This window comes from Mesorhizobium sp. WSM4807 (genome assembly GCF_055811615.1).
This window is the reverse complement of the sequence record NZ_JBVVQY010000034.1, coordinates 1-23607: the sequence shown is the minus strand read 5'-3', so window position 1 is coordinate 23607 and position 23607 is coordinate 1. Positions and strand designations below refer to the sequence as shown.

The 23607-nt window shown below is 61.3% G+C and carries 19 protein-coding genes and 1 pseudogene; 11 read left to right on the top strand and 9 right to left on the bottom strand.

The window, feature by feature from the left end; all coding sequences use genetic code 11:
- Positions 1–485: 485 nt before the first annotated feature.
- Together AC0L3N_RS29165 and AC0L3N_RS29160 are read right to left on the bottom strand one after the other, a co-directional pair.
- Positions 486–1757 (bottom strand): aminotransferase class I/II-fold pyridoxal phosphate-dependent enzyme, encoded by a 1272-nt coding sequence (locus tag AC0L3N_RS29165; protein WP_123148687.1) that lies wholly within the window; start codon positions 1755–1757, stop codon positions 486–488.
- 20 nt (positions 1758–1777) lie between these two features.
- The gene (locus AC0L3N_RS29160) at positions 1778–2866 is read right to left on the bottom strand and encodes a PLP-dependent cysteine synthase family protein (protein ID WP_473550984.1); all 1089 of its coding nucleotides are present in this window, start codon (positions 2864–2866) and stop codon (positions 1778–1780) included.
- A gap of 235 nt (positions 2867–3101) precedes the next feature.
- Between AC0L3N_RS29160 and AC0L3N_RS29155 the strand changes: the two genes are divergently transcribed.
- Positions 3102–5165, top strand: coding sequence for a BTAD domain-containing putative transcriptional regulator (locus AC0L3N_RS29155; RefSeq protein WP_473551015.1), 2064 nt, complete (start codon positions 3102–3104; stop codon positions 5163–5165).
- A gap of 122 nt (positions 5166–5287) precedes the next feature.
- Here the strand turns inward: AC0L3N_RS29155 and AC0L3N_RS29150 are convergent, their stop codons facing one another.
- From AC0L3N_RS29150 to AC0L3N_RS29135, 4 genes are all read right to left on the bottom strand, one after another.
- The gene (locus tag AC0L3N_RS29150; RefSeq protein ID WP_473485776.1) at positions 5288–5527 is read right to left on the bottom strand and encodes a hypothetical protein; all 240 of its coding nucleotides are present in this window, start codon (positions 5525–5527) and stop codon (positions 5288–5290) included.
- A gap of 191 nt (positions 5528–5718) precedes the next feature.
- Positions 5719–6048 carry a hypothetical protein gene (locus AC0L3N_RS29145; protein WP_473550982.1) on the bottom strand — a complete coding sequence of 110 codons (330 nt, stop codon included), beginning with the start codon at positions 6046–6048 and terminating at the stop codon, positions 5719–5721.
- Between the two features lie 40 nt (positions 6049–6088).
- Complete coding sequence (locus AC0L3N_RS29140; RefSeq protein WP_473551014.1) at positions 6089–6766, bottom strand: L,D-transpeptidase; 678 nt, start codon at positions 6764–6766, stop codon at positions 6089–6091.
- A gap of 11 nt (positions 6767–6777) precedes the next feature.
- The gene (locus AC0L3N_RS29135; RefSeq protein WP_473550981.1) at positions 6778–7743 is read right to left on the bottom strand and encodes an ABC transporter substrate-binding protein; all 966 of its coding nucleotides are present in this window, start codon (positions 7741–7743) and stop codon (positions 6778–6780) included.
- Positions 7744–8225: 482 nt separating this feature from the next.
- On the opposite strand from AC0L3N_RS29135, the gene AC0L3N_RS29130 reads away from it, so the two are divergent.
- From AC0L3N_RS29130 to AC0L3N_RS29120, 3 genes are read left to right on the top strand one after another with little or no spacing between them, the layout of a single operon-like run.
- A complete protein-coding gene (locus AC0L3N_RS29130; RefSeq protein WP_123148680.1) occupies positions 8226–9440 on the top strand; it encodes a glycosyltransferase family protein in 1215 nt (404 codons plus the stop codon).
- A gap of 1 nt (position 9441) precedes the next feature.
- Positions 9442–10686 carry a glycosyltransferase gene (locus tag AC0L3N_RS29125; RefSeq protein ID WP_473550979.1) on the top strand — a complete coding sequence of 415 codons (1245 nt, stop codon included), beginning with the start codon at positions 9442–9444 and terminating at the stop codon, positions 10684–10686.
- Positions 10683–11879 carry a glycosyltransferase family protein gene (locus AC0L3N_RS29120; RefSeq protein WP_473550978.1) on the top strand — a complete coding sequence of 399 codons (1197 nt, stop codon included), beginning with the start codon at positions 10683–10685 and terminating at the stop codon, positions 11877–11879. Before AC0L3N_RS29125 ends, AC0L3N_RS29120 begins: the two co-directional genes overlap by 4 nt.
- Before the next feature lie 58 nt (positions 11880–11937).
- Here AC0L3N_RS29120 and AC0L3N_RS29115 read toward each other — a convergent pair whose 3' ends face one another.
- On the bottom strand, positions 11938–12609 hold the full coding sequence (locus tag AC0L3N_RS29115) for a class I SAM-dependent methyltransferase (protein ID WP_123148922.1): 672 nt from the start codon (positions 12607–12609) through the stop codon (positions 11938–11940).
- An 83-nt stretch (positions 12610–12692) separates the two neighbouring features.
- Between AC0L3N_RS29115 and AC0L3N_RS29110 the strand changes: the two genes are divergently transcribed.
- The 4 genes from AC0L3N_RS29110 (at position 12693) to AC0L3N_RS29095 (ending at position 17369) form a co-directional block, all read left to right on the top strand.
- Positions 12693–13058, top strand: coding sequence for a hypothetical protein (locus AC0L3N_RS29110; RefSeq protein ID WP_473550977.1), 366 nt, complete (start codon positions 12693–12695; stop codon positions 13056–13058).
- Between the two features lie 9 nt (positions 13059–13067).
- Positions 13068–15782 carry an ABC transporter transmembrane domain-containing protein gene (locus AC0L3N_RS29105; protein ID WP_473550975.1) on the top strand — a complete coding sequence of 905 codons (2715 nt, stop codon included), beginning with the start codon at positions 13068–13070 and terminating at the stop codon, positions 15780–15782.
- A 160-nt stretch (positions 15783–15942) separates the two neighbouring features.
- The gene (locus AC0L3N_RS29100; protein WP_123148675.1) at positions 15943–16392 is read left to right on the top strand and encodes a cyclic nucleotide-binding domain-containing protein; all 450 of its coding nucleotides are present in this window, start codon (positions 15943–15945) and stop codon (positions 16390–16392) included.
- A 122-nt stretch (positions 16393–16514) separates the two neighbouring features.
- Positions 16515–17369, top strand: coding sequence for an MBL fold metallo-hydrolase (locus AC0L3N_RS29095; protein WP_473550973.1), 855 nt, complete (start codon positions 16515–16517; stop codon positions 17367–17369).
- On the opposite strand, the gene AC0L3N_RS29090 is transcribed toward AC0L3N_RS29095, so the two are convergent.
- Together AC0L3N_RS29090 and AC0L3N_RS29085 are read right to left on the bottom strand one after the other, a co-directional pair.
- Complete coding sequence (locus AC0L3N_RS29090) at positions 17349–18134, bottom strand: polysaccharide deacetylase family protein (RefSeq protein ID WP_473550972.1); 786 nt, start codon at positions 18132–18134, stop codon at positions 17349–17351. The genes AC0L3N_RS29095 and AC0L3N_RS29090 overlap by 21 nt on opposite strands.
- Positions 18131–19219, bottom strand: a complete 1089-nt coding sequence (locus AC0L3N_RS29085) for a glycosyltransferase family 4 protein (RefSeq protein ID WP_473550970.1) — start codon at positions 19217–19219, stop codon at positions 18131–18133. Before AC0L3N_RS29085 ends, AC0L3N_RS29090 begins: the two co-directional genes overlap by 4 nt.
- Before the next feature lie 92 nt (positions 19220–19311).
- Here AC0L3N_RS29085 and AC0L3N_RS29080 point away from each other — a divergent pair, with 92 nt between their 5' ends.
- The 3 genes and pseudogenes from AC0L3N_RS29080 (at position 19312) to AC0L3N_RS29070 (ending at position 23473) form a co-directional block, all read left to right on the top strand.
- Positions 19312–20472, top strand: a complete 1161-nt coding sequence (locus AC0L3N_RS29080; RefSeq protein WP_473551012.1) for a DUF3095 domain-containing protein — start codon at positions 19312–19314, stop codon at positions 20470–20472.
- 69 nt (positions 20473–20541) lie between these two features.
- Positions 20542–21926 (top strand): annotated as a pseudogene (locus AC0L3N_RS29075) (nucleotide sugar dehydrogenase).
- Positions 21927–22132: 206 nt separating this feature from the next.
- A complete protein-coding gene (locus tag AC0L3N_RS29070; RefSeq protein WP_473550968.1) occupies positions 22133–23473 on the top strand; it encodes an adenylate/guanylate cyclase domain-containing protein in 1341 nt (446 codons plus the stop codon).
- Positions 23474–23607: the final 134 nt, after the last annotated feature.

Genomic DNA, 23607 nt, shown 5'->3' with positions numbered 1-23607 from the left:
CCCCTGTCGCTGCCCCATTTTTGCCACTGGTTGGGGGGGGGGGGGGGGTGGGGGGGCCCCCCCCCCCCCCCCCCCCCCCCGGGGGCCCCCCCCCCCGGCGCGGGGGGGGGGGGGGGGCCCCCCCGCGCCCGGAGAGGGGGCTTTCGTAGAGCGCGGTTCCCCCTCTCCGTCTCGGCTTCGCCGAGCCACCTCTCCCCCACTCTCGTGGGGGCGAGGAACCCAAGCTGGAATGAAGCCGCTTTCCCCCCAATCTCGGAGCATTGACGATCATCGCGCCACACGGATCAGCGAGCGGCGCCCGATTTTGAAATCTCCTGTCCGAGGCGCACCGATTCCCGCACCAGCAGGTCCGGATCCTCGCGCCGGGTGCGGTGATTGTTGATCGCCACACGCAATTTGGCATTCAGCAGTCGATTGCAACGGCCGCCAGCCATCGCTCAAGCGATGGACCAGAAGCCCTTGTGTGAGCTCCTGCTCGCCAGGAGTTAGGCTGCGACTTCCCGGATCGCTCGCGCAAAGACGGGCAAAGAGCGCTCCACCATGCCGTCGTTTGCAGTCAAACTGATCCGCAGACGTCCAGGCAATTGGGCGACGCTGCCGGGCAGCACCCAGACACCGTCAGTTGCGAGGCGTGCCGCGAAGGCCATGTCGTCCGGTATTGGGGAGCGTGGAATGAGATAGAAGGTACCTTCAGGCACCGGCAGGTCGTATCCCGCTGCCCTCAAGCCTTCGACCATGCGATCGCGGCGCCGCGCGAGGGCTGCGACATCTATGCTGAGCTTCTCGAGATCAGGCAGTGCCCGCTGCAGGGTACGGCCGGCGAAAGCCCAACCGTGCGAAACCTGCGCTATGTCGACAGCCTCGCGCAACAGTATGCGATCGGCCTCGGGCATGTCCGCCCCGAGTGCGAGCCAGCCCAGGCGCTCGCCGGGCGCGAGCAAGGTCTTGCCGAAGGAATAGGCGATCAGCGTGTGCGGGTAGCTCTCGGCCGGACTGATATGCGCATGGCCGTCAAACACCAGTCGCGCATAGGGCTCGTCGGCAAGGAGATAAATCACCTTGCCAAATCTTTCGGACGCGGCCGCGAGCTTGTCGGCGAGCGCGTCGAGTTGAGCGCGGGGAAAGATGCGGCCGGTCGGGTTGTGCGGCGTGTTGACCACCACCACGCGGGTGCGCGGGGTGATCGCTGCCTCAATCCTTTCGAGATCGAGGTCATAGGTTCCCGGTGCTAGGTCGACGGCGACGGGTGTCCCTGCCGCGCCGCGAATCTGGGCACCATAGGCGAACCAGCCGGGACGCGGATAGATGACCTCCTCTCCCACCTCGAGCACGGCGAGCAGCGCAGCCGCTATCGCGCCGAACCCTCCCGCGGTGATCGCAATGTCGTCTGGCTTGTAGTTCCGGCTTCGCGCCTGGCTGAGCGAACGGGCCACCGTTTCGCGCGCCAGCGCATCGTACTTTTTATAACCGAACCAGTGAACATCCTGTGGCTCGACGTGGCGGATCAATGCATCGACAAATCCACGCAACGGCGTTTCCTGCGGATTGCCGAACATGAAATCGCAGGCATCGGGCCCCAGGCCGTCGCCCTCCAGGACGTTTCGCGCAAAATCCATGACCGTGCGCATTTCCTCGGTGACGGCGAGCATGCGGCTGGACACGGTGGCGATTGGCACGACGCACTCCCCCTGCTGCAGGCGGCGCATGTCGAGCGTTTCTTCGAAAGCCATGCCGGAGGATCTTGACGTCGCGTCCATGGTGGTTTCTCCCTCTCCCGCTACTCGGCCGGGAACTGGCAGCCTGGCGTCGAGCGCGACAGCGCGATCTCCTCGGCGTCCATCTCGGCTTCGATGCCGTCGAACAGCGGCGTCGTCATGTAGCGTTCGCCGGTGTCGGGAAGCATGCACAGGATCACCGAGCCGGGTGTGGCTCTTTCGGCGATCTGGCGCGCCACCGCAAAACTGGCTCCGCCGGAAATGCCGGTGAAAATCCCTTCCTTTTGCGCCAGCGCCTTGGCCCATTTGATGCCCTCCGGCCCGGCAATCGGCACCACCTCGTCATAGAGGCTGGCGTCGACCGCCTCCTGCAGCACGTCCGGAATGAAATCCGGCGTCCAGCCCTGGATCGGGTGCGGCTCGAAGGCCGGATGGCTGGCGGCGGGTGCGCCGTCGGCGCCGCGCTCCTGCGCCTTGCCGCTGCCGATGAGTTGGGCATTGGCCGGCTCGGCCAGCACGATCCGGATCTCCGGACGCTCCCGGCGCAGCACGCGCCCAACACCGACGACGGTGCCGCCGGTTCCATAGCCGGTGACGAAGCAGTCGAGCCGCGATCCGGCGAAGTCGTTGATGATCTCGCGCGCCGTCGTCGCCTCGTGAATGGCGGCATTGGCCTTGGTCTCGAACTGGCGGGCCAGGAACCAGCCATTGGCCTCGGCGAGTTCCACCGCCTTGTTGTACATGCCAAAACCCTTCTGGGCGCGCGGCGTCAGCACCACCTTGGCGCCCAGCATGCGCATCAGCTTGCGGCGCTCGATGGAGAAACTGTCGGCCATCGTCACCACCAGCGGATAGCCTTTCTGGGCACAGACCATTGCCAGGCCGATGCCAGTGTTGCCGCTGGTCGCCTCGACGACGGTCTGGCCCGGCTTCAAGGCGCCGCTGCGCTCTCCCTCCTCGATGATGTTGAGCGCCAGCCGGTCTTTCACCGACGCCGCTGGATTGAAGAACTCGGCCTTCACATAGATCGTCACATGATCGGGGCCGAGATTGTTGACCCTGATCACCGGCGTATCGCCGACCGTGTCGATAATGCTGTCGAACAGGCGGCCGCGCCCGGCCGTGGTTCTGATTTTCTGTCGCTGCAACATGTCTGCTCTCCTCTTTTTGTTGTTGTCACGAGTTGTTGTTGTCACGAGCCGGTTACAAACCGGCGGCTTGGGCGGCGAGGTTTCGAGACCTTGCCGCAGTACGGTTGCTTTGCCGGCATGTGGCCCGGAAAAGGGCGATGCCAGCAGCCGGCGCGGAAATTCGTTGCCGGATGCACTCTATCGCTTTCGATGGTAGAACAGAGGACAACTGGCCAGCGTGGGAGCAAGCGTGGAAATGCACGTGGAATCCGCTCGATCGAGCCTGAACGGCGCAACGGCCGGGCTGTCCGTGCGGCTGCTCGGACCGCTGACGATCATCCGCGACGGCGCCACAGTGCAGCTGCCGGCATCGCGCAAGGTGCGCGCGCTCTTCGCCTATCTGGCGCTCGCGCCGCATGCCGTCGGCCGCGGCCGCCTGTGCGAGCTGCTGTGGGATGTGCCGAATGACCCGCGGAGCGAGCTTCGCTGGTGCCTTAGCAAGCTCAGGGGCATTCTCGACGAACCGGATCGCCATAGGATCGAAACATCAGGCGACACGATCGCCCTTGATCTAGAAGGCGTTTGCGTTGACGCCGTTGGCATCGCCTCGGCCACCGCCAAGGGCATCGAGACGCTCGATCTGCAGCGGCTGCAGGCCCTGTCCGGAATGTTCGTTGGCGATTTCCTCGACGGGCTGGAGATCGACCGCAGCCCGCATTTCAACAGCTGGCTGATCGCTCAGCGCCGCCGCTTCAGCGCCTGGCATGCCGCCATCCTGGAACATCTCGTCAGCAAGCTCCCGGCGGATGCCGACGAAATGTCCGCGCATCTGGAGAAATGGGTGGAACTCGCTCCGTTCGACGAGCGTGCGCATCTGGCTCTTCTGACAAGGCTGGCGCAGCGCGGCCAGATCGCCGCGTGCGAGGAACATCTCGCTTCCGCGGCGCAGCTGTTTGCCTCGGAGGATCTGGATTTTGGATCCGTTCGTGAGGCATGGCAGACGATCCGCAGCGAACGACCTGCCGCGACGCTCCGGGCCCGGCCAGCACTCGTGCCCGTGGTCCCGCAAGCGGAAATTGTGCTGCCCGATTCCGGTGTTGCTGCATCGTGCAAGACCTCGCTCGCGATAATGCCGTTTGTCGAGGAGGCGGCTGTCGACCCTCGCGGCGGCCTCTCTCGCGGTGGCCCCTCTCGCGGTGGATTGGCCGACGGCCTTACCCACGACATCATCACCCGCCTGGCCAAGCTCAGGGATTTCTTCGTCATCGCGCGCGGCTCGGTCTTTGCGCTGGCGGAGAAAAACATCGCGCCGGAAGATGCCGGCCGGCGGCTCAACGTCGACTATGTCGCCACCGGGACGGTGCGCAGCCAGGCAGGCCGGGTCGTGGTCAGCGTGGAACTTGTAGAGGTCCGCACGGCCAGGATCGTCTGGGCCGAGACGTTCGAACGCAAGCCCGACGATATCTTTGCCGTCCTTGACGATATCGGCAACAGCATCGTCTCGTCGATCTCAGCCGAGATCGAGATGGTTGAGCGCAACCGCGCCATGCTGAAAGCCCCCAACTCGCTTAACGCCTGGGAGGCCTACCATCGTGGTCTCTGGCACATGTATCGCTTCACCCGCACGGAAAACGAACAGGCTCGGCATTTCTTCGACATGGCCTTGAAGCTCGATCCGACCTTCGCCCGCGCCTATGCCGGCCTGTCCTTCACCCATTGGCAGAACGCCTTTCAGCGCTGGGGAGACCGCGACCAGGAAAGCGCGCTCGCCTTCGAGGCGGCCGGCCAAAGTCTTCTTGTCGACGATCACAATCCGGCCGCCCACTGGGCCATGGGCAGGGCGCTGTGGCTGCGTGGCGAGCAGGACGGCTCCCTCATCGAGCTGGAGCGGGCCGTGGACCTCAGCCCGAATTTCGCACTCGGCCACTACGCGCTCTCTTTCGTGCATTCCCAGTCGGGTGATCCGAACGCCGCAATCGGTTCATCCGATCACTCGCGGCATCTGAGCCCGTTCGATCCGCTGCTGTTCGGCATGCTCGGCGCCAGGGCGATGGCGCATGTCCGGCTCGGCCAGTTCAACGAGGCCGCCGAATGGGCGCTGAAGGCAGCCGCCCGCCCCAACGCCCATGCCATCATCCTGGCGATCGCCGCGCACTGCCTTGCGCTGGCGGGGCGGCTTGACGAGGCCCGCACTTTCGCGGCCGCCATCCGCAAGACTCTGCCGAACTACTGCGCCGATGATTTCATCGGCACCTTCCGGTTCGAGCCTGATGCCGCAGCCCTGTTCCGGCAAGGCGCCAAGCGGATTGGGCTGGGGTGAGATCCAACCCAGCCCGGGCCTGCTTCAGGCGGTCAGGACCGCGATCCTCGCCGGCCGACAACCGAACAAAAAGCCCGGCAATCGGCCAAGAAAATCGACCAAGAAAGCCGCGTTCGTTGCAACTATATGCCGAGCATCGTCTTGGCTTGGTTGAGGGCAGCCTCCGACCCTGCATGATCACCGGCGGCGTGCAATTTCTCGCCTTGGGCGCGCAGTTCTTTGACTTTGGTCATGTCGGCCTCGGAGAGGGTCGCGGTCGGTAACGCTGCGTCGATCGCGGCCATGATGGTCGGGCATTTATTTGCAAAGGCTGTCGCAGGAATGACCGCCAGGAAAACCGCAAGCGAAATTGATCGTAACATGGACGTTTCTCCCTCGCCGGAACACGCCACGTCGACGACCGGCGTAGGAATGGTACAGCTAATGCCCGGACGTGCCAATCACGATGATGCCGCTGAGCGTCCGTTCACCGAATCCGGCAGGCGTGACTCGAAACCCGCGCCAGGTTCGCGGTAATCGTCAGATCCTCGCAAAATTCCTTGACCAGAGCGGATCAGGTGGGCTGAACGGATTTGACATTGCCGTCCGTATCCACCAGGCAACTCGTCTTTTTGCCGCTGGCATCGAGTTCGACCTGATAGGTTTTGGAATCGATCTTGCTCGATGAAACCGGAAGTATCTTTGTGCTGTCGGCGCCGCTCGACTTGGCGACCGCGTCGGCGCAAAGAAGCTGAAGGTCCGCCGGGGCCGTCTCGACCTGGGTCCTGGACATCTGATCCTGAGGAGGCGGCGGCGGCGTGCTGACGCAAGCGCTCAGGGCCCCCACCAAGCATCCAATTGCTGTTGCCAGGATCGACGTTCTCACTGCACGTTTTGCCAACATTGCTTGTCCCTCTCCGAATGCCGCTTCACACACCCCGGCTTCACACACCCTTGTAAAGTGCCGCCCCCTGCATGAGAACGATGACCTTGGCCCCAACCTTGACGCGGGATGCGAGATCGGTGATGTCGTCGTTCCTCATCCGGATACACCCTGATGACACGTCGAGCCCGATCGTCCACGGCTCCGGCGTGCCGTGTATCCGGTAGATCGTGTCCTGGTCGCGCTCATACAGATAGAGCGCCCTGGCGCCGAGCGGATTGTCAGGCCCTCCCGGCATGCCGCCCGCATGTTTGACCGCATTCGGATCACGAGCGATCATTTCGGCCGGCGGTGTCCAGGTCGGCCACTCCGCCATGCGGCCGACGCGCACGATTCCGGCCCATCCAAACCCTTCCCGGCCCACCCCGATACCGTAGCGCATGGCGCGCTGACCCGGCTGCACAAGGTAGAGAAAATGCTGGTTGCCATCGATGATGATCGTACCGGGCACTTCCGCGGTGCGGAACTTGACCATCTGCGGACGAAACGCCTCTGGCACTTCATTATGCGCGGCATAGTATTTGCGCGCCTTGGTACGGTCGTAGTCCACCCATTTGCGGGTTTTCGGATCGAAAACCTGTGTTCCCGCAGCCAGCGCCGCAACCGCGACAAGACCGAGCGCTGCCGCGACAATTGCCGTAAGGGATTTCCGCTGGAGAGCGGCGCGTCCTGCGATCATCAGCTTTCTGGTCATGGATTTGCCCACCCGTGCACCCGAGCGTCCTGCGCGGCAACCCATTGTTTGGCGTACTCGTAAGGATCCTGACGCTCTACCTGGAGCGCATAACTCATCTTCGTGACGTCCTCGGGCTTGAGGTCGATCCGTTCCAGGAACTCGACCACCTTCGGATGTTTCTTGCGCAGCGAGGTGGCGTAAGCGATATGGAAATGTGCGGTGTCCCATGACACCGGCGCGCTGGACTTCGAGACCCAGAGCGGGTCCTCGGAAGGCAGCACGATCTTCCACTTTGCCGGGTCAAAAGGTGGCTCGGTAAGCCGGACAATTTCATGCAATTTAAAAACGTGATGCGGCGCGTAGCAGGCAAACACCATCGGATGAGCCGTAGCGACAGCGGCATCGACAGCCGCCATTCCGACATCCTCCGGCGTCTCCAGCAAAGTCATTGTTTTGGCATAGCCATAGCTGTTGGCGCGGACACGCTCGATCGCTGTGGAGGACCAACCCTCAGCGCCAATCCAGAGTTCTCCACGTCCGTCCCGATCAGTGTCCAAAGCGGCGGTTTTGCGCGGGTCGGTGAGGTCCGAAATGTCACGAATCCCAAACTTGTCGGCAGTTTCGCGGGTAGCGCATATGCCTTGCCATGCCGGCACACCGATGGGACTGATGGCTACCGTGCCGGCACCGTCGACATATTTCTTCACCAGATTGTCGAGGTTGGGTAGCCAGATTTCGGGATGAATATCCACCTCGCCCGAATTGAGGCCGGCAAAGGCGATAAGCGTCCCCATCTCGCGCACATCGGCATCGAGCCCGAAATGTTGCTTCAGGCTGACCTTGAGAATGTTTGCCGTCGCCTGGCCCGACGGCCAGTTCGGCATTGCAATGACGAGATCAGCCGCGTGGACCGGGGCCGCCAGCATCGTCAATGCCGCCAGCGACAATCTGCGCAGGCACTGCCGAAATCGGTTGTGCATTTTCTTCCCCCTCGCTTCGGTGCTGAAACGAACCGGGACGGGAACAATCTGTCACGGCAAGCACCGGGTTGTGACAGCAGCCCCCATCTGCCGACGGCAACTGCTGAAGGTGCGGCAGTGCATTCGCCAAAGAGAGCGCCGTCACATGCCGCCCCTGCACGCTACTCGATGACATTCCGTATGGGAAGATGCTCAAAACGCGGCCGCCGGGCCCAATGTTTAGGATGTCCGCGGTGGCGGTCAAGGCCGCCGAGAATCCGAGATGGTCAATACCAGTGAAATGATGCAGGTTCTTCTGGACCACGTGGCAAGCAGGCCGCTAAGTAGACGCAGCTTCCTAGTTTCAGCATATGCACCCTCTTGGGTAATACGAATTGAAAATTGCGCCCTCATGTTTCAAAACAGGTCGGTAGATTCGCGAGGATGGTTTCGTGCGGGTCACCAACGGTCCTCAAGCCGAGAATTCTAAAAGACTTTCAACAATGACCCAGCACGCACAAAATGCTCGAATTCTCATGTACAGCCACGACACGTTCGGGCTCGGCCACTTGCAGCGCTGCCGGACGATCGCGCATTCGCTGGTTGAGGATTTCCGCGGACTTCAGGTGCTTATCATTTCGGGTGCGACTATCGCTGGCGCCTTCGACTACCGCGCCCGTGTCGACTTCGTGAAGATCCCCAGCGTCATCAAGTTGCGCAACGGCGAATACACCTCGCTGGAAAAGGATATCGATCTACATGAGACGCTAAGAATGCGCCAGTCGATCATCCGCCACACAGCCGAGACCTTCCGGCCGGATATCTTCATCGTCGACAAGGAACCGCTCGGCCTGCGCGGTGAGATCGAGGACACGCTGTCCTACCTCAAGACGCGGGGCACCACGCTCGTGCTCGGCCTGCGCGAGGTGATGGACGCGCCGCATTTGCTCGAAGCAGAGTGGGCACGCAGGGATGTGATGCGCAAGATAGGCCTGTTCTACGACAAGATCTGGGCCTATGGTCCGCCGGATTTCTACGATCCGTTGACCGGCTTGGATGTGCCGCCGGCTATCAGAGCAAAGATGAAGTTCGTCGGTTTCCTGCAACGGAGCCTGCAGAAGAACGAGTTGCCCGGCCACCGGCCCGAGGGCGACTATATCCTCGTTACCACCGGTGGCGGCGGTGACGGCGCCGAACTGATCCACAGCGTCATCGATGCCTATCAGCAGGATCCCCAATTGCAGCATAGGGCGCTGATCGTGCTTGGGCCTTACATGCCGGCGCGCAAGCGCAACAAGCTGCTCAAGAAGGGGTCCAAGATCCCCTATATCAAGATCATCGAGTTCGACAACCGCATGGAAGAGCTGATTGCCGGCGCCAAGGCAGTCGTGGCGATGGGCGGTTACAACACCTATTGCGAGATACTGTCTTTCGACAAGCCGGCGCTGATCGTGCCGCGCGTCAAGCCCCGCGAGGAACAACTGATCCGAGCACGGCGCGCAGCCGAACTCGGCCTCATCGAGATGCTTTTGCCGGAAGAAGCCGAGGATTCCCAGCGGTTTGCCAATGCACTGGAGGTGCTGCCGGACCGGCCGGGCCCATCACAGAGCCATCCGCATCTGACGCTGGAAGGGCTGCCTCACATTTCCGAAATCGTAGCGGAACTGCTCGACCGGCGGGGCGGCCATCACCTTTCGGTCATTGAAGGCATGAACTGAGTTGCAACATCGCAAGATCGTCGTGGTTCTGAAGGGCTATCCGCGGCTGTCGGAAACCTTCATCGCGCAGGAACTGCTCGGTCTGGAGCGTGCGGGGTTCGACCTGATACTCGTCGCGCTCAGGCGGCCGACCGACGCAAAACGCCACCCCGTGCATGACGAGATCAAAGCGCCCGTCCATTATCTGCCGGAATATCTGCATGAAGAGCCGCTGCGCGTGGTTCGCTCGCTGTTTGCTTATCTGCTGCGGCCGGGCTTCTGGCGCGCGCTCGGATCGCTGGCTGCCGATATCCGCCGCGACTTTACGCGCAATCGCGCGCGCCGCTTCGGGCAAGCGCTCGTGCTGGCGGCCGAATGGCCGGAAGGCGCGAGCTGGCTGCATGCACATTTCGCGCACACACCGGCATCGGTGACGCGCTATACCAGCCAGCTTCGTGGCCTGCCCTGGAGCTGCTCGGCCCATGCCAAGGACATCTGGACTTCGGCGGACTGGGATCTGGCTGGCAAGCTTTCCTCGGCGCGCTGGACGGTCACTTGCACGAAAGCCGGCTTCGACCGTCTGAAAAAACTCGCTAACGGCAACTCGTCTGTGCATCTGAGCTATCATGGGCTAGACCTTGATCGCTTCGGCGGTTTCGGCGAGGCGCGAAAACAGCATGACGGCTCGGCGCCGGCCGAACCGGTTATCGTTCTGAGTGTCGGGCGCGCCGTTGAAAAGAAAGGTTACGATACCTTGCTGGAGGCCCTTGCCCTCTTGCCTGGTGATTTGGCGTGGCGTTTCGAGCATATCGGCGGCGGCGAGGAACTGGAACGGTTCAAGGCGCTGGCGCAAAAGCTCGGCCTGGATGGTCGCGTCTCTTGGAAAGGTGCGCTTGCGCAGGAGGAGGTGCTTGAGCACTACCGCTGTGCCGACATCTTCGCCCTGGCCTGCAGGATCGCCGCAAATGGCGACCGGGACGGTCTGCCGAATGTTCTGGTGGAGGCGGCTAGCCAGCGGCTTGCCTGCGTATCGACCGATATTTCCGGCGTGCCGGAGCTTTTATCGCCGGATGAAACCGGGCTGCTGGTTCCGACGGAAGACCCAATTGCCCTGGCACAGGCGCTGGAGCGCCTGATCCGTGATCCCGTGTTGCGCGCCCGCCTCGGCGACGCCGCAGAGCGGCGCGTGCGTGGCAATTTCGATCATATGGCAAGCATTGGACAGCTCAAGGAACTGTTCGAGCGGGAGTGGCAGGCCGCCGAATGAAGCGGCTGCGCGCTTTCTTCTATGTCCAGCACCTGCTCGGTATCGGCCATCTCGCGCGCGCTAGCCGCATTGCGGCGGCTCTGGTCGATGACGGGTTTGACGTAACCGTCGTGACCGGCGGAGCGCCGATCGCGGGGTTTCCGGGACTGGGTGCAAAATCTGTAACCCTGCCACCTGTCACCTCCGGTGATGAAGGATTTTCCGGACTTGTCGACCTGCAGGGCAAACCCATCGACGATGATTTCAAGAAATGGCGTTCAGAGATGCTGCTGCAGGCATTCCGGGATTTCAGGCCTGATATCGTCATTGTCGAGGCGTTTCCATTTGGACGCCGGCAGATGCGTTTCGAACTCCTGCCGCTGATCGAGGCCATCGACGCGATGTCGCCCAGACCGCTGCTGGCGACGTCCGTCCGTGATATCCTTCAGGAGCGCGTCAAGCCGGGCCGGAACGAGGAAACGGTCGATCTGATCAACAGGCATTTCGACCTTGTTATGGTCCACGGCGATCCGGCTTTCGCAACCATCGACAAGACATTTCCACTGGCTGGGGCGATCAAGGCCGAGGTCACCTACACAGGGCTCGTTGCCGCGCCGCCATCGCCCGCGGCCTCCGAGCGCTTCGACGTTCTGGTGTCGGTTGGCGGCGGGGCTGCCGGAAAGAGCCTTGTCAGCTCCACCATCGCAGCGGCGCGGAATGCCAACGACGCTTGGAAATGGTGTTTGATCACCGGCCCAAACCTGCCGAAAGACGAGTTTGACGCGATCGCACGCGATGCCTCGCCGGTCCTGTCCATCTTCCGGTTCCGCGAGGATTTCGCCGGCCTGCTGACCGGCGCCCGCCTGTCAGTCTCGCAGGCGGGTTACAACACGGTCTGCGATGTCCTGCGCGCGGGTTGTCGCTCCCTGCTCGTTCCATTTGCGGCCGGCGGGGAAACCGAACAGACGGTTCGCAGCCTGAGGCTCGAAGACCTCGGTCTTGCAACGGTGCTGATGGAAAGGGACCTAACGCCTAAAGGTTTGGCGCAAGCGATCGAACAGGCGCTTGTGGGACCGACGCCAGCCGCGCATCGTCTCGATCTGGAAGGCGCGCGTCGCTCGGCGCAAATCCTGCGCGAGCGGTATCGAACATGGTCCCTAAAAGTGAGGCCCAGTTTCGGAAAAGTTCATGATCAAACAGACGATGGATCCTAACGCGCGTCGCGTCTGGCGAGATTCGTGCGACGCGCTACGCACTTTTGGGCGAAATGCATTAAACAGTTCCAATCAGCATGAAGCGCGTATAATTTTTTGTCGGCAGTTCGCCGGAGAACCGCACCTCCCGTAGCGCCGCCATTGCTTCGAAGGCTGCAAGTGAAGCCACGCAGTTGATGTGCGTCGGCTCGCTGAAATAATCGTTCGATTGCAGCAGTACAGTCGTGCCCCGCGGAAGCAGAGCAAGCCAGGCGCGCAGATCGGCTATGTGTTCGCAGCTCGTATTGACCATCAGGTCGGGCCGCCCGGCCGCATAGTCGAGTGCGTACATATCTGCCGTCAGCGCCCGGAACCGGTCGCCGGCTTCCCGGTTGAGGGTCCGGGCGACCGGCGCGACTTCGGGATCGATGTCGATGCTATCGACCGCCGCGATGTCGAAGCGGGCGTCGTTGAAAAGCATCGCCGGCAATACGCCGTACCATCCACCCAGAACCCATATGCGCCCGAACCGGCCACCGCAGCTTTCGAACAGCCTGTCGAGCGCCCACATCTTGCAGGCGACCTGCTTGTGGTTGAAGGCGTTGGCGATATCGGCCTTCGGATGCTTGGTGATGACGCGGGCCAGCCCTGCCACCACCGGGCAGTTGACATAGGCAGCAATTCCCCGCGTGAGGTCCAAGGCTTGCTCGTGCCATTCCATGCCGGCATTGCGTGGTTGCGTGACATCCATCATATTGGTCTTGTATGTTGGGATTTCGGGCGACACAACGCAATCTTGCCTCCCGCAAGGCTGTTTAATTCGCGGACGTGATTATGCTGCAAGCGGCTTCGCCATTGCCCGGTGCCGGAGAGAACCTGTTGCATCTGTCCGGACCATCGGCGTCCATCCGCCAGCACCAGCGGCGCAGCTGCGGCCTCGTGCTGCTCGGCTATTCGCCAAAACACTACGGAAGCCGCGAACCGTTTGGCCAGCTGCTTTCTTCGCTGATCAACAATGCCTGTGACGTTCTCATCGACCATGCGCCGGAACTGGATCGCGCCGCCTCGCAGGTTCCTTCCATCGTTGAGCGCAGGACAATCTCCGTGCGCTGCAGCTTCGAGCTTGTTGTTGGCGATGAAGAAATTGACGATACGCCATTCGCCAGCAGGTGCTTTTACATCCTGCATCCTTCCAACTGAGGGGTCCATATGGAACCCAGCATAGCCCGCTATATCTGGACGCACACCAAGAAGCAGCAGCTCTGGATATTGATGATCGTCGTGCTTTCGATGATCCCGTATTTCATGTCCTTCGACCTGCCGAAGCTGATCGTCAACGGCCCGATCCAAGGTAGCGGCTTCGGGCAACCGGGCGCGACCCAGCCATTCATGAGGCTACACTATGACCTGCCGTTCATCGGAGAGGTCCAGTTCTTCTCCGGTTTTCAGCTCGACCGCAAGGCGACGCTGTTTGCCCTGAGCCTTGTGTTCCTCTTGCTAGTCGTCATCAACGGCCTGTTCAAACTCTACATCAACACCTACAAGGGCCGCCTCGGCGAACGCATGCTGCGGCGTATCCGCTTCGATCTGATCGATCGTGTGCTGCGGTTTCCGCCGTTTTACTTCAAGCGGGTGAAATCCGCCGAAGTGGCGACCATGGTGAAGGACGAGGTGGAGCCGCTGGGCGGCTTCATCGGCGATGCCTTCGTGCAGCCGGTGCTGCTCGGCGGCCAGGCGCTGACGGCCATGCTGTTCATCGTGGTCCAGAACTTCTGGCTCGGAATGATAGCGGCCGTGATCGTGGTGATCCAGATCGCGCTCATCCCGCGAATGCGGCGGCGGCTGATCGTGCTCGGGCGCGAACGGCAGTTGACGGCGCGCGCGCTTTCGGGCCGGGTTGGCGAAATCGTCGACGGCATCGGCGCGGTTCACGTCCACGACACATCAAACTACGAGCGCGCCGACATAGCTGCCCGGCTCGGGCTCATCTTTAAGATCCGCTTCGATCTTTACCAATGGAAATTCATGGTGAAGTTCCTCAACAATTTTCTCGCGCAGGTCACGCCCTTTCTGTTTTACATGATCGGCGGGTATCTGGTCATCCAGGGGCGGCTGGACGTCGGTCAGCTCGTGGCCGTGATCGGCGCCTACAAGGATCTGCCCGGACCGATGAAAGAACTGATCGACTGGGATCAGGCGCGGCAGGATATCCAGGTCAAATATCAGCAGGTTGTTGAACAGTTCACCGCCGAGGGTCTCATTGCGCCGAGAATCGAGGCGTTGACGATCGACGATCCCGATCCGATGACCAACCCCCTGTCGGCGATCAGTCTGTCCATAGCAGACGATGGCGGTGCAATGCTCCTCGACCGTACCTCCCTCCAGATCAAGCCGGGTGAGACGGTGGCGCTGGTCAGTACCGCAACAGGTGGAGCCGAGGCGCTTGCAGAAGCCTTCGCGCGGCTGAACTGGCCGGACAGCGGAAGGATCGCTTCGGGCGCCGACGACCTGCTTGAACTCCCCGAAGCAGTGACCGGCCGGCGCATGTCCTATGCCTCGTCGGACGTTTTCCTGTTCCAGGCAAGTCTCCGCGATAACCTGCTCTATGGGTTGAAGCATGCGCCGCTGACATCGGTGCCTTATGACGGTGCTGCAGCAGACCAGCACCGCTGGAACATCAACGAGGCGCGCCGGTCGGGCAATCCGGATTTTGATATCCACAGCGACTGGATCAACTATGCTTCCGCTGGCGCTACCGGCCCGCACGACCTCTTTGAAGCCGTGCGCCGGGTGCTCGACGCGGTTGTTCTATCGCGCGACATTCTGGATCTTGGCTTGCGCTCTTCGGCCGACCTCACGCGTCACACGGAGCTTGCCAGGCGGATCGTCGAACTGCGTGCGGCGCTGCGAACCCGGCTGGAACACGAAGGGCTGAGCGAACTGGTGGTTCCTTTCGAACCGGGAGCCTACAACAAGGAAGCAACGATCGGCCAAAACCTGCTCTTCGGCGCTGCCGCCGGCCCCGAACTGGCCGACAGGGCTCTAGCGGCCAATCCCTATTTTGCTTCTGTGCTGAGGCAAGCCGGCCTCGACCGCACGCTCTACGAAATGGGCATGGAGATCGCCGAACAGGCGATCGAGCTGTTTGCCGACCTGCCGCCCGATCACCCGTTCTTCCAGCAGCTCGCCTTCATGAGCGCCGAGGAGATACCCAGCTACGAAACCTTGCTGCAACGGCTCAAGAACCGTCCCCACGAGGCGGTTTCGGAGAACGACCGCGCCATGATCGTCACCTTGAGCTTTGCCTATATCGAGCCCCGGCACCGCTTCGGCCTGCTGAGCGACGAACTGATGAGCAAGATCGTCGCTGCACGCAACCGCTTCTATGAAAACCTGCCGCCCGAGCTGCAAAATGCGATCGAACGGTATGATCCTGCCAAATACATTGCCGCGGCCACCGTCATGGATAATGTCCTGTTCGGGCGTGTGGGCAACAACCATCCCGACGCGCCGGACCGCATACGCTCCATAGTCTATGACATTCTTGACGAACTGGGGCTTTATGCCGAACTTCTGGATGTCGGCCTGGACTTCAACGTCGGCTCCGGCGGCAGGCGGCTGACCGGTGGACAGCGACAGAAGCTCGATGTTGCCCGGGCCCTGCTCAAGCGTCCTGATTTTCTCATTCTCAACCGGCCGCTGTCGGCGCTCGACCAGCGCATGCAGGATAAGGTGCTGCGAAACGTGCTCGAGGAAGCCAGGCGCGACGACCATTCGCCGGCAATTGTGTGGGTCGTGACGAATCCGGCGATGGGGATGATGTTCGATCGCGTTATCGTCTTCGACTCGGGTAAATTGGTGGAAGACGGAACACCCGAGACACTTTTGGCAGGGAACGGTATCTTCAAGGAACTGTTGTCATAGGCAACGGACATTCAGATGGGATCATTCTGCCGGTGGGAATTTACTGCAAGGTCAAGGGATTCGGCGAAGGGCGTCTCGCCACCCCGGAAACAGAATTCATTTCATCTGGGCGTCCGTTGCTCTAGTCTGGCAAACGCGAATTTTGGGAAGGTTTGCGACAATGCTGCTCAAGGATGAAGTTGCAATGCTGCAACGCGTTCCCTTGTTCTCTGCCATCGAGCCGACAAAGCTCAAGCTGCTTGCGTTCACATCCGATCGTGTGAGCTACAGCGCCGGTCAGATCCTTTTCCGGCAGGGCGACGAGGGAGACGCCGCCTATGTCATCCTTTCAGGCAGGGCGGATATTCTGGTCGATTCCGACAGCGGACCGATAAAAGTTGCCGAACTGGAGCCAAATTCGATTGTTGGCGAGATCGCCATATTGTGCAACAGCTCCCGCACTGCCACCGTAAGAGCGGCAAGTCCGCTGGAAGCCTTGAGAATCCGCAAGGATCATTTCCTGAGGCTTATGAGGGAGTTCCCGGAAATGACCATCGAGATATTGCGGGTTCTTGCCGATCGCCTAAGCCATACGACCGCGGATCTGATCGACGCACGAAGCGCCAAATAACGTATGACGTGCGCTCGATCCTCGCCGTCGTGATGGGACTGTCCTCTTGCTGAGAAGGTCACCCGGAGAAAGCCTGTCTCGCCTAGCAGCGGTTGTTTGGCTAGGATGGGCGAAGGGGTAGCATGGACGACGACGTTTTCCTGGTCAGGTTTTGGGGTGTGCGCGGCAGCATTTCGGTATCAGGGCCGGAATTCTCTCGCTATGGCGGCAACACAATCTGCATTGAGATGCGATGCGGTAGGCATACGCTTCTGTTCGACGCAGGCTCTGGCCTACGGCCTGCCGGCGGGGCGCTTCAGGCGTTGGCCGTGACCGATTTCGATCTGCTTTTCACCCATTGCCATTACGATCACATCATCGGGCTGCCGTCTTTTGCGCCGATCTATGACCGGAGCGTCAAGGTTACGCTTTGGTCAGGGCATCTTGCAGGACACATGACGACCCGGCAGATGGTCGATGAGTTCATGCGGCCGCCGTGGTTTCCGGTGAAACTGGGGATCTGCAAGGCAAGCCTCGACTATCGCGATTTCGTATCCGGAGACGTGCTTCGGCCGCGCGAAGGGGTGGTGGTCCGAACCGGCAGTCTTATCCATCCGGGCGGCTGCATAGGCTACCGAGTCGAATGGGGCGGCCGCGTCGTGGCGGTGATCACAGACACTGAGCACGAACCGGACAAACTCGATCAGGCGGTGCTCGGCCTGATCGAAGATGCCGACCTCGTCATTTACGATTGCACCTACACCGAGGAGGAAATGGAACGCCGCCGCGGTTACGGGCACTCGACATGGCAACAGGGCGTCAAGCTCTGTGAGGCGGCCGGTGCGCGGGGGCTTGCGCTGTTTCACCACGATCCGACACGGACCGACGCGGAACTGGACGAGATCGAGAAACTGGCCAAAGACAGGTTTGCCGGCGCTTTTGCCGCGCGGGATGGCCAGACGCTCAAATTTCCAGTCTCATTGCGCAAAAAGCGCTGAGCTATTTTCCTCTACGGCGCTGCGCCCGATCAATGTCCTGATCGGAAGCCATGCGCAGGCTTCAGTCTGAGCGGTGACTGTGAACAGCCGTTCGAGGAAGAGCCAGGCCGATTCATCATGTACGAGATGGTGGGTGAGCAGGCCGACCGGTTCGCCGCCGTCGATTGCATGCTGCAATTGCGCGATGATAGCCTGAACCAATAGGCCATGGTCGCGGCAGCCGCGCGTGCCATGCCAATCCATGATGTCGACATTGCTGTTGATGACCGCAAGTGAAGCCGGCACCGGCGGCCCATAGACCGACAATGCCGAAAATCCTATCGATCCAAGGTCGGATACCAAGCCGGCGTCGATCCTGTTCCAGGGTGGCACCAGCATCGGAACGGCACGTGCGCCGTGCAGGTCGGTTACATGCGTCAGCCCGCGAGCCAGATCATCGAGCACCGCCTCGCGCGGCCGATGCGCGCCGAGCTCCTGCTTTTTCTGGTGCTCGGGCGCATGATTTCGGTGCGCCCAGCCATGGATGGCGACCGTGGCATGCGGCGCCTCGCCAAGCCGGACGACAAGCTTCTCATCAGTCAGGGCCGGAATGACGGCCAGAGTGACCGGAACCGCGAATTCACCGGTGAGGTCGAGCAGCCGATCAAGCGCAGGCGTCGGATCCACGGCGTCGTCGTCGCGCAGCCAAAACTCTGCCTTACGGTCCGCCCGTTGCCGGCACGCCAGTTCTTCCACCAAGGGCCGCCAGATCTGATCGGATGTCATGAACCCGGGATCCTCGCAAGAAGTTCGGCCAGACGCGCCACTGCAGGACCGAGGGAACGTTCTTCGAGGATGAAACGTCTGGCTTCCGCGGCCATGATGGTTCTTTCGTCGTTACGGGCGAGAAGCCTTTCAATGGCAGAAGCGAACGCCGCCACATCGCCCGGCGGGGTGAGAAACCCGGACTGGCCATCCCGCACGACCTCCGGCACGCCGGCGATGTCCTGTGCCACCACCGGAAGGCCGGCGGCCTGTGCTTCAAGATAGGCAACGCCATAGGCCTCGCCGTAACCCGGCCAGACGTAAATTCCCCCACTGTAGAGGACATCCGGCACGGCGGCTGGCTCAATCGCGCCAAGCCATTCGATACGGTCGGCGGGCAAGCCGGCGAATTGCGCTTTGACCTCGTCACGTGCAGGCCCATCCCCGACGACCGACATGGTCCAGGTCAGGTGGCCGATCGGACCGAGCGCCTGCGCCAGCATGCGATAGCTTTCGACTTTGTCGCCCGGGCGCATCATGGCGACGGTAACGAGGCGCGTCGGACAACCCCGTGCCGGCATTTCCCGGAATACCGATGTGTCGATGAAGGGCGAAAGCATACCGAGAGCGGCGTCGGGAATCGCGTCCGTCAGTCCCTGACGATCCCTTTGCGTGAAGCAGATGTTCAGCGCTGCCTGTTCGACGGCTCGCGCCACCAACGCTTGCGTATCGGCCCACAAACCGGCGTTGCGCCGCCTCGAATAGGAGGCTTCCGCTGTCACATAGGGGATAGCAAAGGCCGACGCCAGCTCGGGTCCGATCAGGTCGGGCGCCTTGTAATAGGGATGATAGGAGAACCAGAGATCGGGCTTGCCGTCACGATCCCAAAGCTTTGCCAGCCGCGCGGCTTCCTCTCGGGCCTCAATCTTGAGCGCATCGAAACTTTTCGACTCCGGTTCGCGTAGATAGAATCGCAATTCGGATGCTAGTTCGACGCTATGCCCTCCATGCTCCAGCGCCTTGACCAGCATCCGTGCCATCTGGCGGTCGCCGGAGGCAACGGGATGATTGGGCGACTTCAGCGGCGCGTAGAAGGCAATTCGCATCGCCGGACCCTATCATCGGAAAGCCTGCGCGAGTCAATTTCGAAGCATGATCGACGTCACCTTCAAGCAGTGGAATGTGCTATCTGATGCTTATGGAAACAGCTGCCGCGTCCGACCCGTTTGTCGCTTCTTTGCCGGTTTTCGCAAAATTCGAAAGCGTTGCCGATATCGATAACTATCGGCCTCTCCCGGATGGCTGGGCGCTGGCCACCGCCGACATCGTCGGCTCGACCAAGGCGATCGGGGCTGGGCGCTACAAAACCGTCAATATGGCCGGCGCCAGCGTCATTTCGGCGCTGCTCAATGCGCTGGGTCGGAAAGATCTTCCCTTTGTCTTCGGCGGCGACGGCGCGCTCGTGGCGTTTCCCGGCTCGGCGCTGGAGATCACCCGCAACGCGCTGGCGGCTGTCCAGAGATGGGTGGCGGACGAACTGGACCTGACCTTGCGTGCCGCAATCGTGCCGATAAAGGATATAAGAGCGCAAGGCCTCGACGTTCGCGTGGCGAGGTTCCGGGCCTCCGAAGCGGTCTTCTATGCCATGTTCGCCGGCGGTGGCGGCAGTTGGGCGGAAGCCGAGATGAAAGCGGGGCGCTATCGCATCGATCCTGCGCCGGCCGGCGCGCGGCCGGATCTGACCGGCCTCTCCTGCCGCTGGAACCCGATCGAAGCCCGGCATGGCGAAATCGTCTCGATCATAGCCATACCGGGGGCGTCGCGCGACTTGCGCGGCTTTCAGTTTCTGGTTTCCGACATCATCGCCCTTGCCGGCGGGCAGGAACGCGAAGGCCACCCGTTGCCGGTGAACGGGCCAGCCTACAGTTTTTCGCCCGCCGGCATCGATATCGAGGCGCGGGCCATGGCACCGGCAGGTTGGCGGTGGCTGTCGAAGCTGTGGATATTGTTCCTGCTGACGCTTACGGCTGTCACCGACAGATATGGCTGGACGATCGGCAGTTTCGATCCGAAGATCTACAAACGCGACGTGGCCAGCAATTCGGATTTCCGGAAGTTCGACGACGGCTTGAAGATGACTATCGACGTTGACGCGGATGTGTTGCAACGGATCGAGAACCGGCTGAAACAGGCGGAAGAGGCGGGCATCTGCAACTATGGCCTGCACCGCCAGAAGTCGGCCTTGATGACATGCCTCGTCGCCTCGCCGCTGCAGCGCGACCACGTTCATTTCATCGATGGCGCCGCCGGCGGCTATGCGATGGCTGCCGCAAGCCTGAAGGCGAAGGTGCCGGTCTGACGACGACTTGCGGAAATCGATTTTCCGCAATATGCCTCGTGGTTCTTGGGGAACCAGGTGAGCTTCGCCATGGGAGCGGACGGCCTGTCCGAATTGACGGAAAGCAGATTTTTGGACGCCTCACGATCGGCATATGACCGTCTTCTGAACCTGATTTCGACGCGCGCCGCGCAAGTCGGCGTGATCGGGCTGGGCTATGTCGGGTTGCCGCTGGCGGTTGCGATCGCACGCGCCGGCTTCCCGGTTTCCGGCTTCGACATCGAAGCCCAGAAGGTCGAGAGCCTGAACAACGGCCAATCCTATATTGAGGCGGTGATGTCGACAGCCTTGCCGGCCAGGTGGCGAGCGGACGGTTCCGCGCCACTGCGGATTTTGCCGAACTGGCCGTCTGCGATGTCATCATCATTTGCGTTCCGACACCGCTGACGAAAAACCGTGAGCCGGACCTCTCCTTTGTCAGGAACACGGCAGGCACCATCGCGAAGCATCTGCGTCTCGGCCAGCTGATCGTGCTGGAATCGACCAGTTATCCCGGCACCACCGACGACGTGATCAAGCCCATACTGGAAGAAACCGGCTTGCAGTCGAAGATAGACTTCTTCCTCGGCTTCTCGCCCGAACGCGAGGATCCCGGCAACCGCAGCTTTGAAGTCGCGACGATCCCCAAGGTCGTGGCAGGCGACGGCATTGAAGCGGCGACACTCGTGCAGGCTTTCTACCAGGGCGTGGTCAAGACCGTCGTTCCGGTTTCCACCACGGCGACCGCGGAGGCGGTCAAGCTGACGGAAAACATCTTCCGCTCGGTCAACATAGCCCTGGTCAACGAGTTGAAGGTCGTGCTCGGTGCGATGGGCATCGACATCTGGGAGGTGATCGAGGCGGCAAAGAGCAAGCCCTTCGGCTACATGCCTTTCTATCCTGGCCCCGGACTTGGCGGGCACTGCGTTCCGATCGATCCCTTCTACCTGACGTGGAAGGCGCGCGAATACGAACTGCCGACCCGCTTCATCGAGCTGGCGGCAGAGATCAACACGGCCATGCCGCGTCATGTGGTCGATGAACTGGCGAAGGCGCTGGACCGGCGCTGCGGCAAGGCGCTCAGCCGCTCGCGCATTCTCATCATCGGACTCGCCTATAAGAAGAATGTGCCCGACATCCGCGAAAGCCCTTCATTGCGGCTCATTGAACTCATCGAGGAATGGGGCGGCAAGGCGGAATTCCACGATCCGCATGTTACCGAGATACCGACCACAAGGGAGCATATGGCGAGCAAGGGGCGGCGCTCGGTCGAATTGACCGAGGCGGTCTTGAAGGATTTCGATGCTGTCGTCGTTGCAACCGACCACGACGCGATCGACTATCAGGCGATCGCTGATCACGCTCTTCTGATCGTCGACACACGCAATGTTTTTGGCCGCCTCGGGCTGGCCCGAGAGACGGTGGTGAAGGCCTGACGGCGTCTGAGCCGGCGAATTTTTTGCCTGATGTCAGGATCGTGATTGCACTCCGCCGGCAGCCTCGCCACATAATGTCCCTTCGCCGGCTTTTGCCGCCCAAGCCGGCTTCATTGACTTCGAGGGTCTTGTCTTTGGGTCGTTAGCGGACGTGTTGTGGCGGATCAAAAGGAGAATGGCTCGTCTTTGACGGGTCTCAAGATAGCATGAGCACAGCGCAAGCAGAAATTTCCACCATTCTCATGGATAAGGTTGCCGATTGGCTGACCCAATCGGCGCTGGCGGGCAACGACCTGGAAACATTGGTAAAGGGCTTTTGTGAACGGCTGGCTGCTGCCGGCCTGCCGCTGAAGCGGGTGCATTTGAGCTTTTCGATGCTTCATCCGCTTTATGACGCGCTTGGCTTCACCTGGCTTCGCGGCCAGGGCATGGAAGTGGAAGGCTTCCGCAAAAAGGACGGCGTTCATTCTGACAGATTCCTGACCAGCCCATACTACCATCTGCTCAGCAACAAGCTCGACCATCTGCGGCGCCGGCTCGACCCGTCGGTGCCGTCGGAATTTCCTGTTTTCGATGACCTCAGGCTTATGGGCGTGACCGATTACATGGCTTTCGTCCATCCCTTCAGCGGCAATACCAGTCAGGGCATGATCGGGTCCTGGTCCACCGACAGTGCTTCAGGCTTCAGCGACAGCATGATTTCGGCGCTGCTGCGCATCCAGAACCATCTCGCTATTGCAACCAAGATGGCGGTGCTCACCAAGCTCGCCGACAACATGATGATCACTTATCTCGGCGGCGACGCCGGCAGGCGCGTGCTGGACGGCCAGATCAAGCGCGGCGAGGGCGACACAATCCGGGCCGCACTGGTCATGGCCGATATGCGCGGGTCGACAAGGCTTGCCGAAACTTCCGGCCGCGAAATCTACATCGATACGCTGAACCAGTTTTTCGATGCCATTGCTGCACCTTTCAATCGCAGAGGCGGGCAGATCATGAGTTTCATAGGGGATGGCTTCATTGCCGTCTACCCTTGCGAAAGGCACCGTGCGCAGTCCGAGACCGCCTGCCAGGCTGCTCTTGCGGCAACGCACAAGGCCACCGCGCGCATGATGGATCTCAACCTGCGCAGAAAGGAGCAGGGATTGGGCGACATAAAATTTGGCATCGGCCTGCATGTCGGCAATGTGATGTTCGGCAATGTCGGACTTACCGACCGGCTAACATTCTCTGTCTTCGGCTCGGCTGTAAACGAGGTCCAGCGCCTCCAGACCCTGACCAAGAAATATCCGCACAGCGTTCTCGCCAGCAAAGACTTCGCAGGCTATTGCGGCGCCAACGGCTGGCTGACGCTCGGCAACGAGGAACTGGCGGGCATCAAGCAGAAGCTGACGGTGCTTTCACCCGATCTGTCGGGTGCTCTCGCACTCGATGAGGACGGTGCGCTGGAGCCGATTTACGACCGAATATCGGACGCCGAACAGGTCATGCTGCTTCATCGCGATGCCGCGCGGCTGTCGGCGGGCGACCCGAGGAAGCTCCAGTAACCGCCACGATCTGATCCGAACGCCTTGGTATGCAGTCAGGTCGCCGGTTCCGTCAGGGATAGTGTCCTGAAGGTTCTGCAAAAAGCTCTGGAGAGAGAACAGCCCTTACTCTGAGGCGAGGGGCGGCCATGGCA

Bases quoted from the DNA above. Each gene is read 5' to 3' on its own strand.
- AC0L3N_RS29165 (WP_123148687.1), bottom strand. From the start codon at position 1,757: ATGGACGCGACGTCAAGATCCTCCGGCATGGCTTTCGAAGAAACGCTC.
- AC0L3N_RS29160 (WP_473550984.1), bottom strand. From the start codon at position 2,866: ATGTTGCAGCGACAGAAAATCAGAACCACGGCCGGGCGCGGCCGCCTG.
- AC0L3N_RS29155 (WP_473551015.1), top strand. From the start codon at position 3,102: ATGCACGTGGAATCCGCTCGATCGAGCCTGAACGGCGCAACGGCCGGG.
- AC0L3N_RS29150 (WP_473485776.1), bottom strand. From the start codon at position 5,527: ATGTTACGATCAATTTCGCTTGCGGTTTTCCTGGCGGTCATTCCTGCG.
- AC0L3N_RS29145 (WP_473550982.1), bottom strand. From the start codon at position 6,048: ATGTTGGCAAAACGTGCAGTGAGAACGTCGATCCTGGCAACAGCAATT.
- AC0L3N_RS29140 (WP_473551014.1), bottom strand. From the start codon at position 6,766: ATGATCGCAGGACGCGCCGCTCTCCAGCGGAAATCCCTTACGGCAATT.
- AC0L3N_RS29135 (WP_473550981.1), bottom strand. From the start codon at position 7,743: ATGCACAACCGATTTCGGCAGTGCCTGCGCAGATTGTCGCTGGCGGCA.
- AC0L3N_RS29130 (WP_123148680.1), top strand. From the start codon at position 8,226: ATGACCCAGCACGCACAAAATGCTCGAATTCTCATGTACAGCCACGAC.
- AC0L3N_RS29120 (WP_473550978.1), top strand. From the start codon at position 10,683: ATGAAGCGGCTGCGCGCTTTCTTCTATGTCCAGCACCTGCTCGGTATC.
- AC0L3N_RS29115 (WP_123148922.1), bottom strand. From the start codon at position 12,609: ATGGATGTCACGCAACCACGCAATGCCGGCATGGAATGGCACGAGCAA.
- AC0L3N_RS29110 (WP_473550977.1), top strand. From the start codon at position 12,693: ATGCTGCAAGCGGCTTCGCCATTGCCCGGTGCCGGAGAGAACCTGTTG.
- AC0L3N_RS29105 (WP_473550975.1), top strand. From the start codon at position 13,068: ATGGAACCCAGCATAGCCCGCTATATCTGGACGCACACCAAGAAGCAG.
- AC0L3N_RS29100 (WP_123148675.1), top strand. From the start codon at position 15,943: ATGCTGCTCAAGGATGAAGTTGCAATGCTGCAACGCGTTCCCTTGTTC.
- AC0L3N_RS29095 (WP_473550973.1), top strand. From the start codon at position 16,515: ATGGACGACGACGTTTTCCTGGTCAGGTTTTGGGGTGTGCGCGGCAGC.
- AC0L3N_RS29090 (WP_473550972.1), bottom strand. From the start codon at position 18,134: ATGACATCCGATCAGATCTGGCGGCCCTTGGTGGAAGAACTGGCGTGC.
- AC0L3N_RS29085 (WP_473550970.1), bottom strand. From the start codon at position 19,219: ATGCGAATTGCCTTCTACGCGCCGCTGAAGTCGCCCAATCATCCCGTT.
- AC0L3N_RS29080 (WP_473551012.1), top strand. From the start codon at position 19,312: ATGGAAACAGCTGCCGCGTCCGACCCGTTTGTCGCTTCTTTGCCGGTT.
- AC0L3N_RS29070 (WP_473550968.1), top strand. From the start codon at position 22,133: ATGAGCACAGCGCAAGCAGAAATTTCCACCATTCTCATGGATAAGGTT.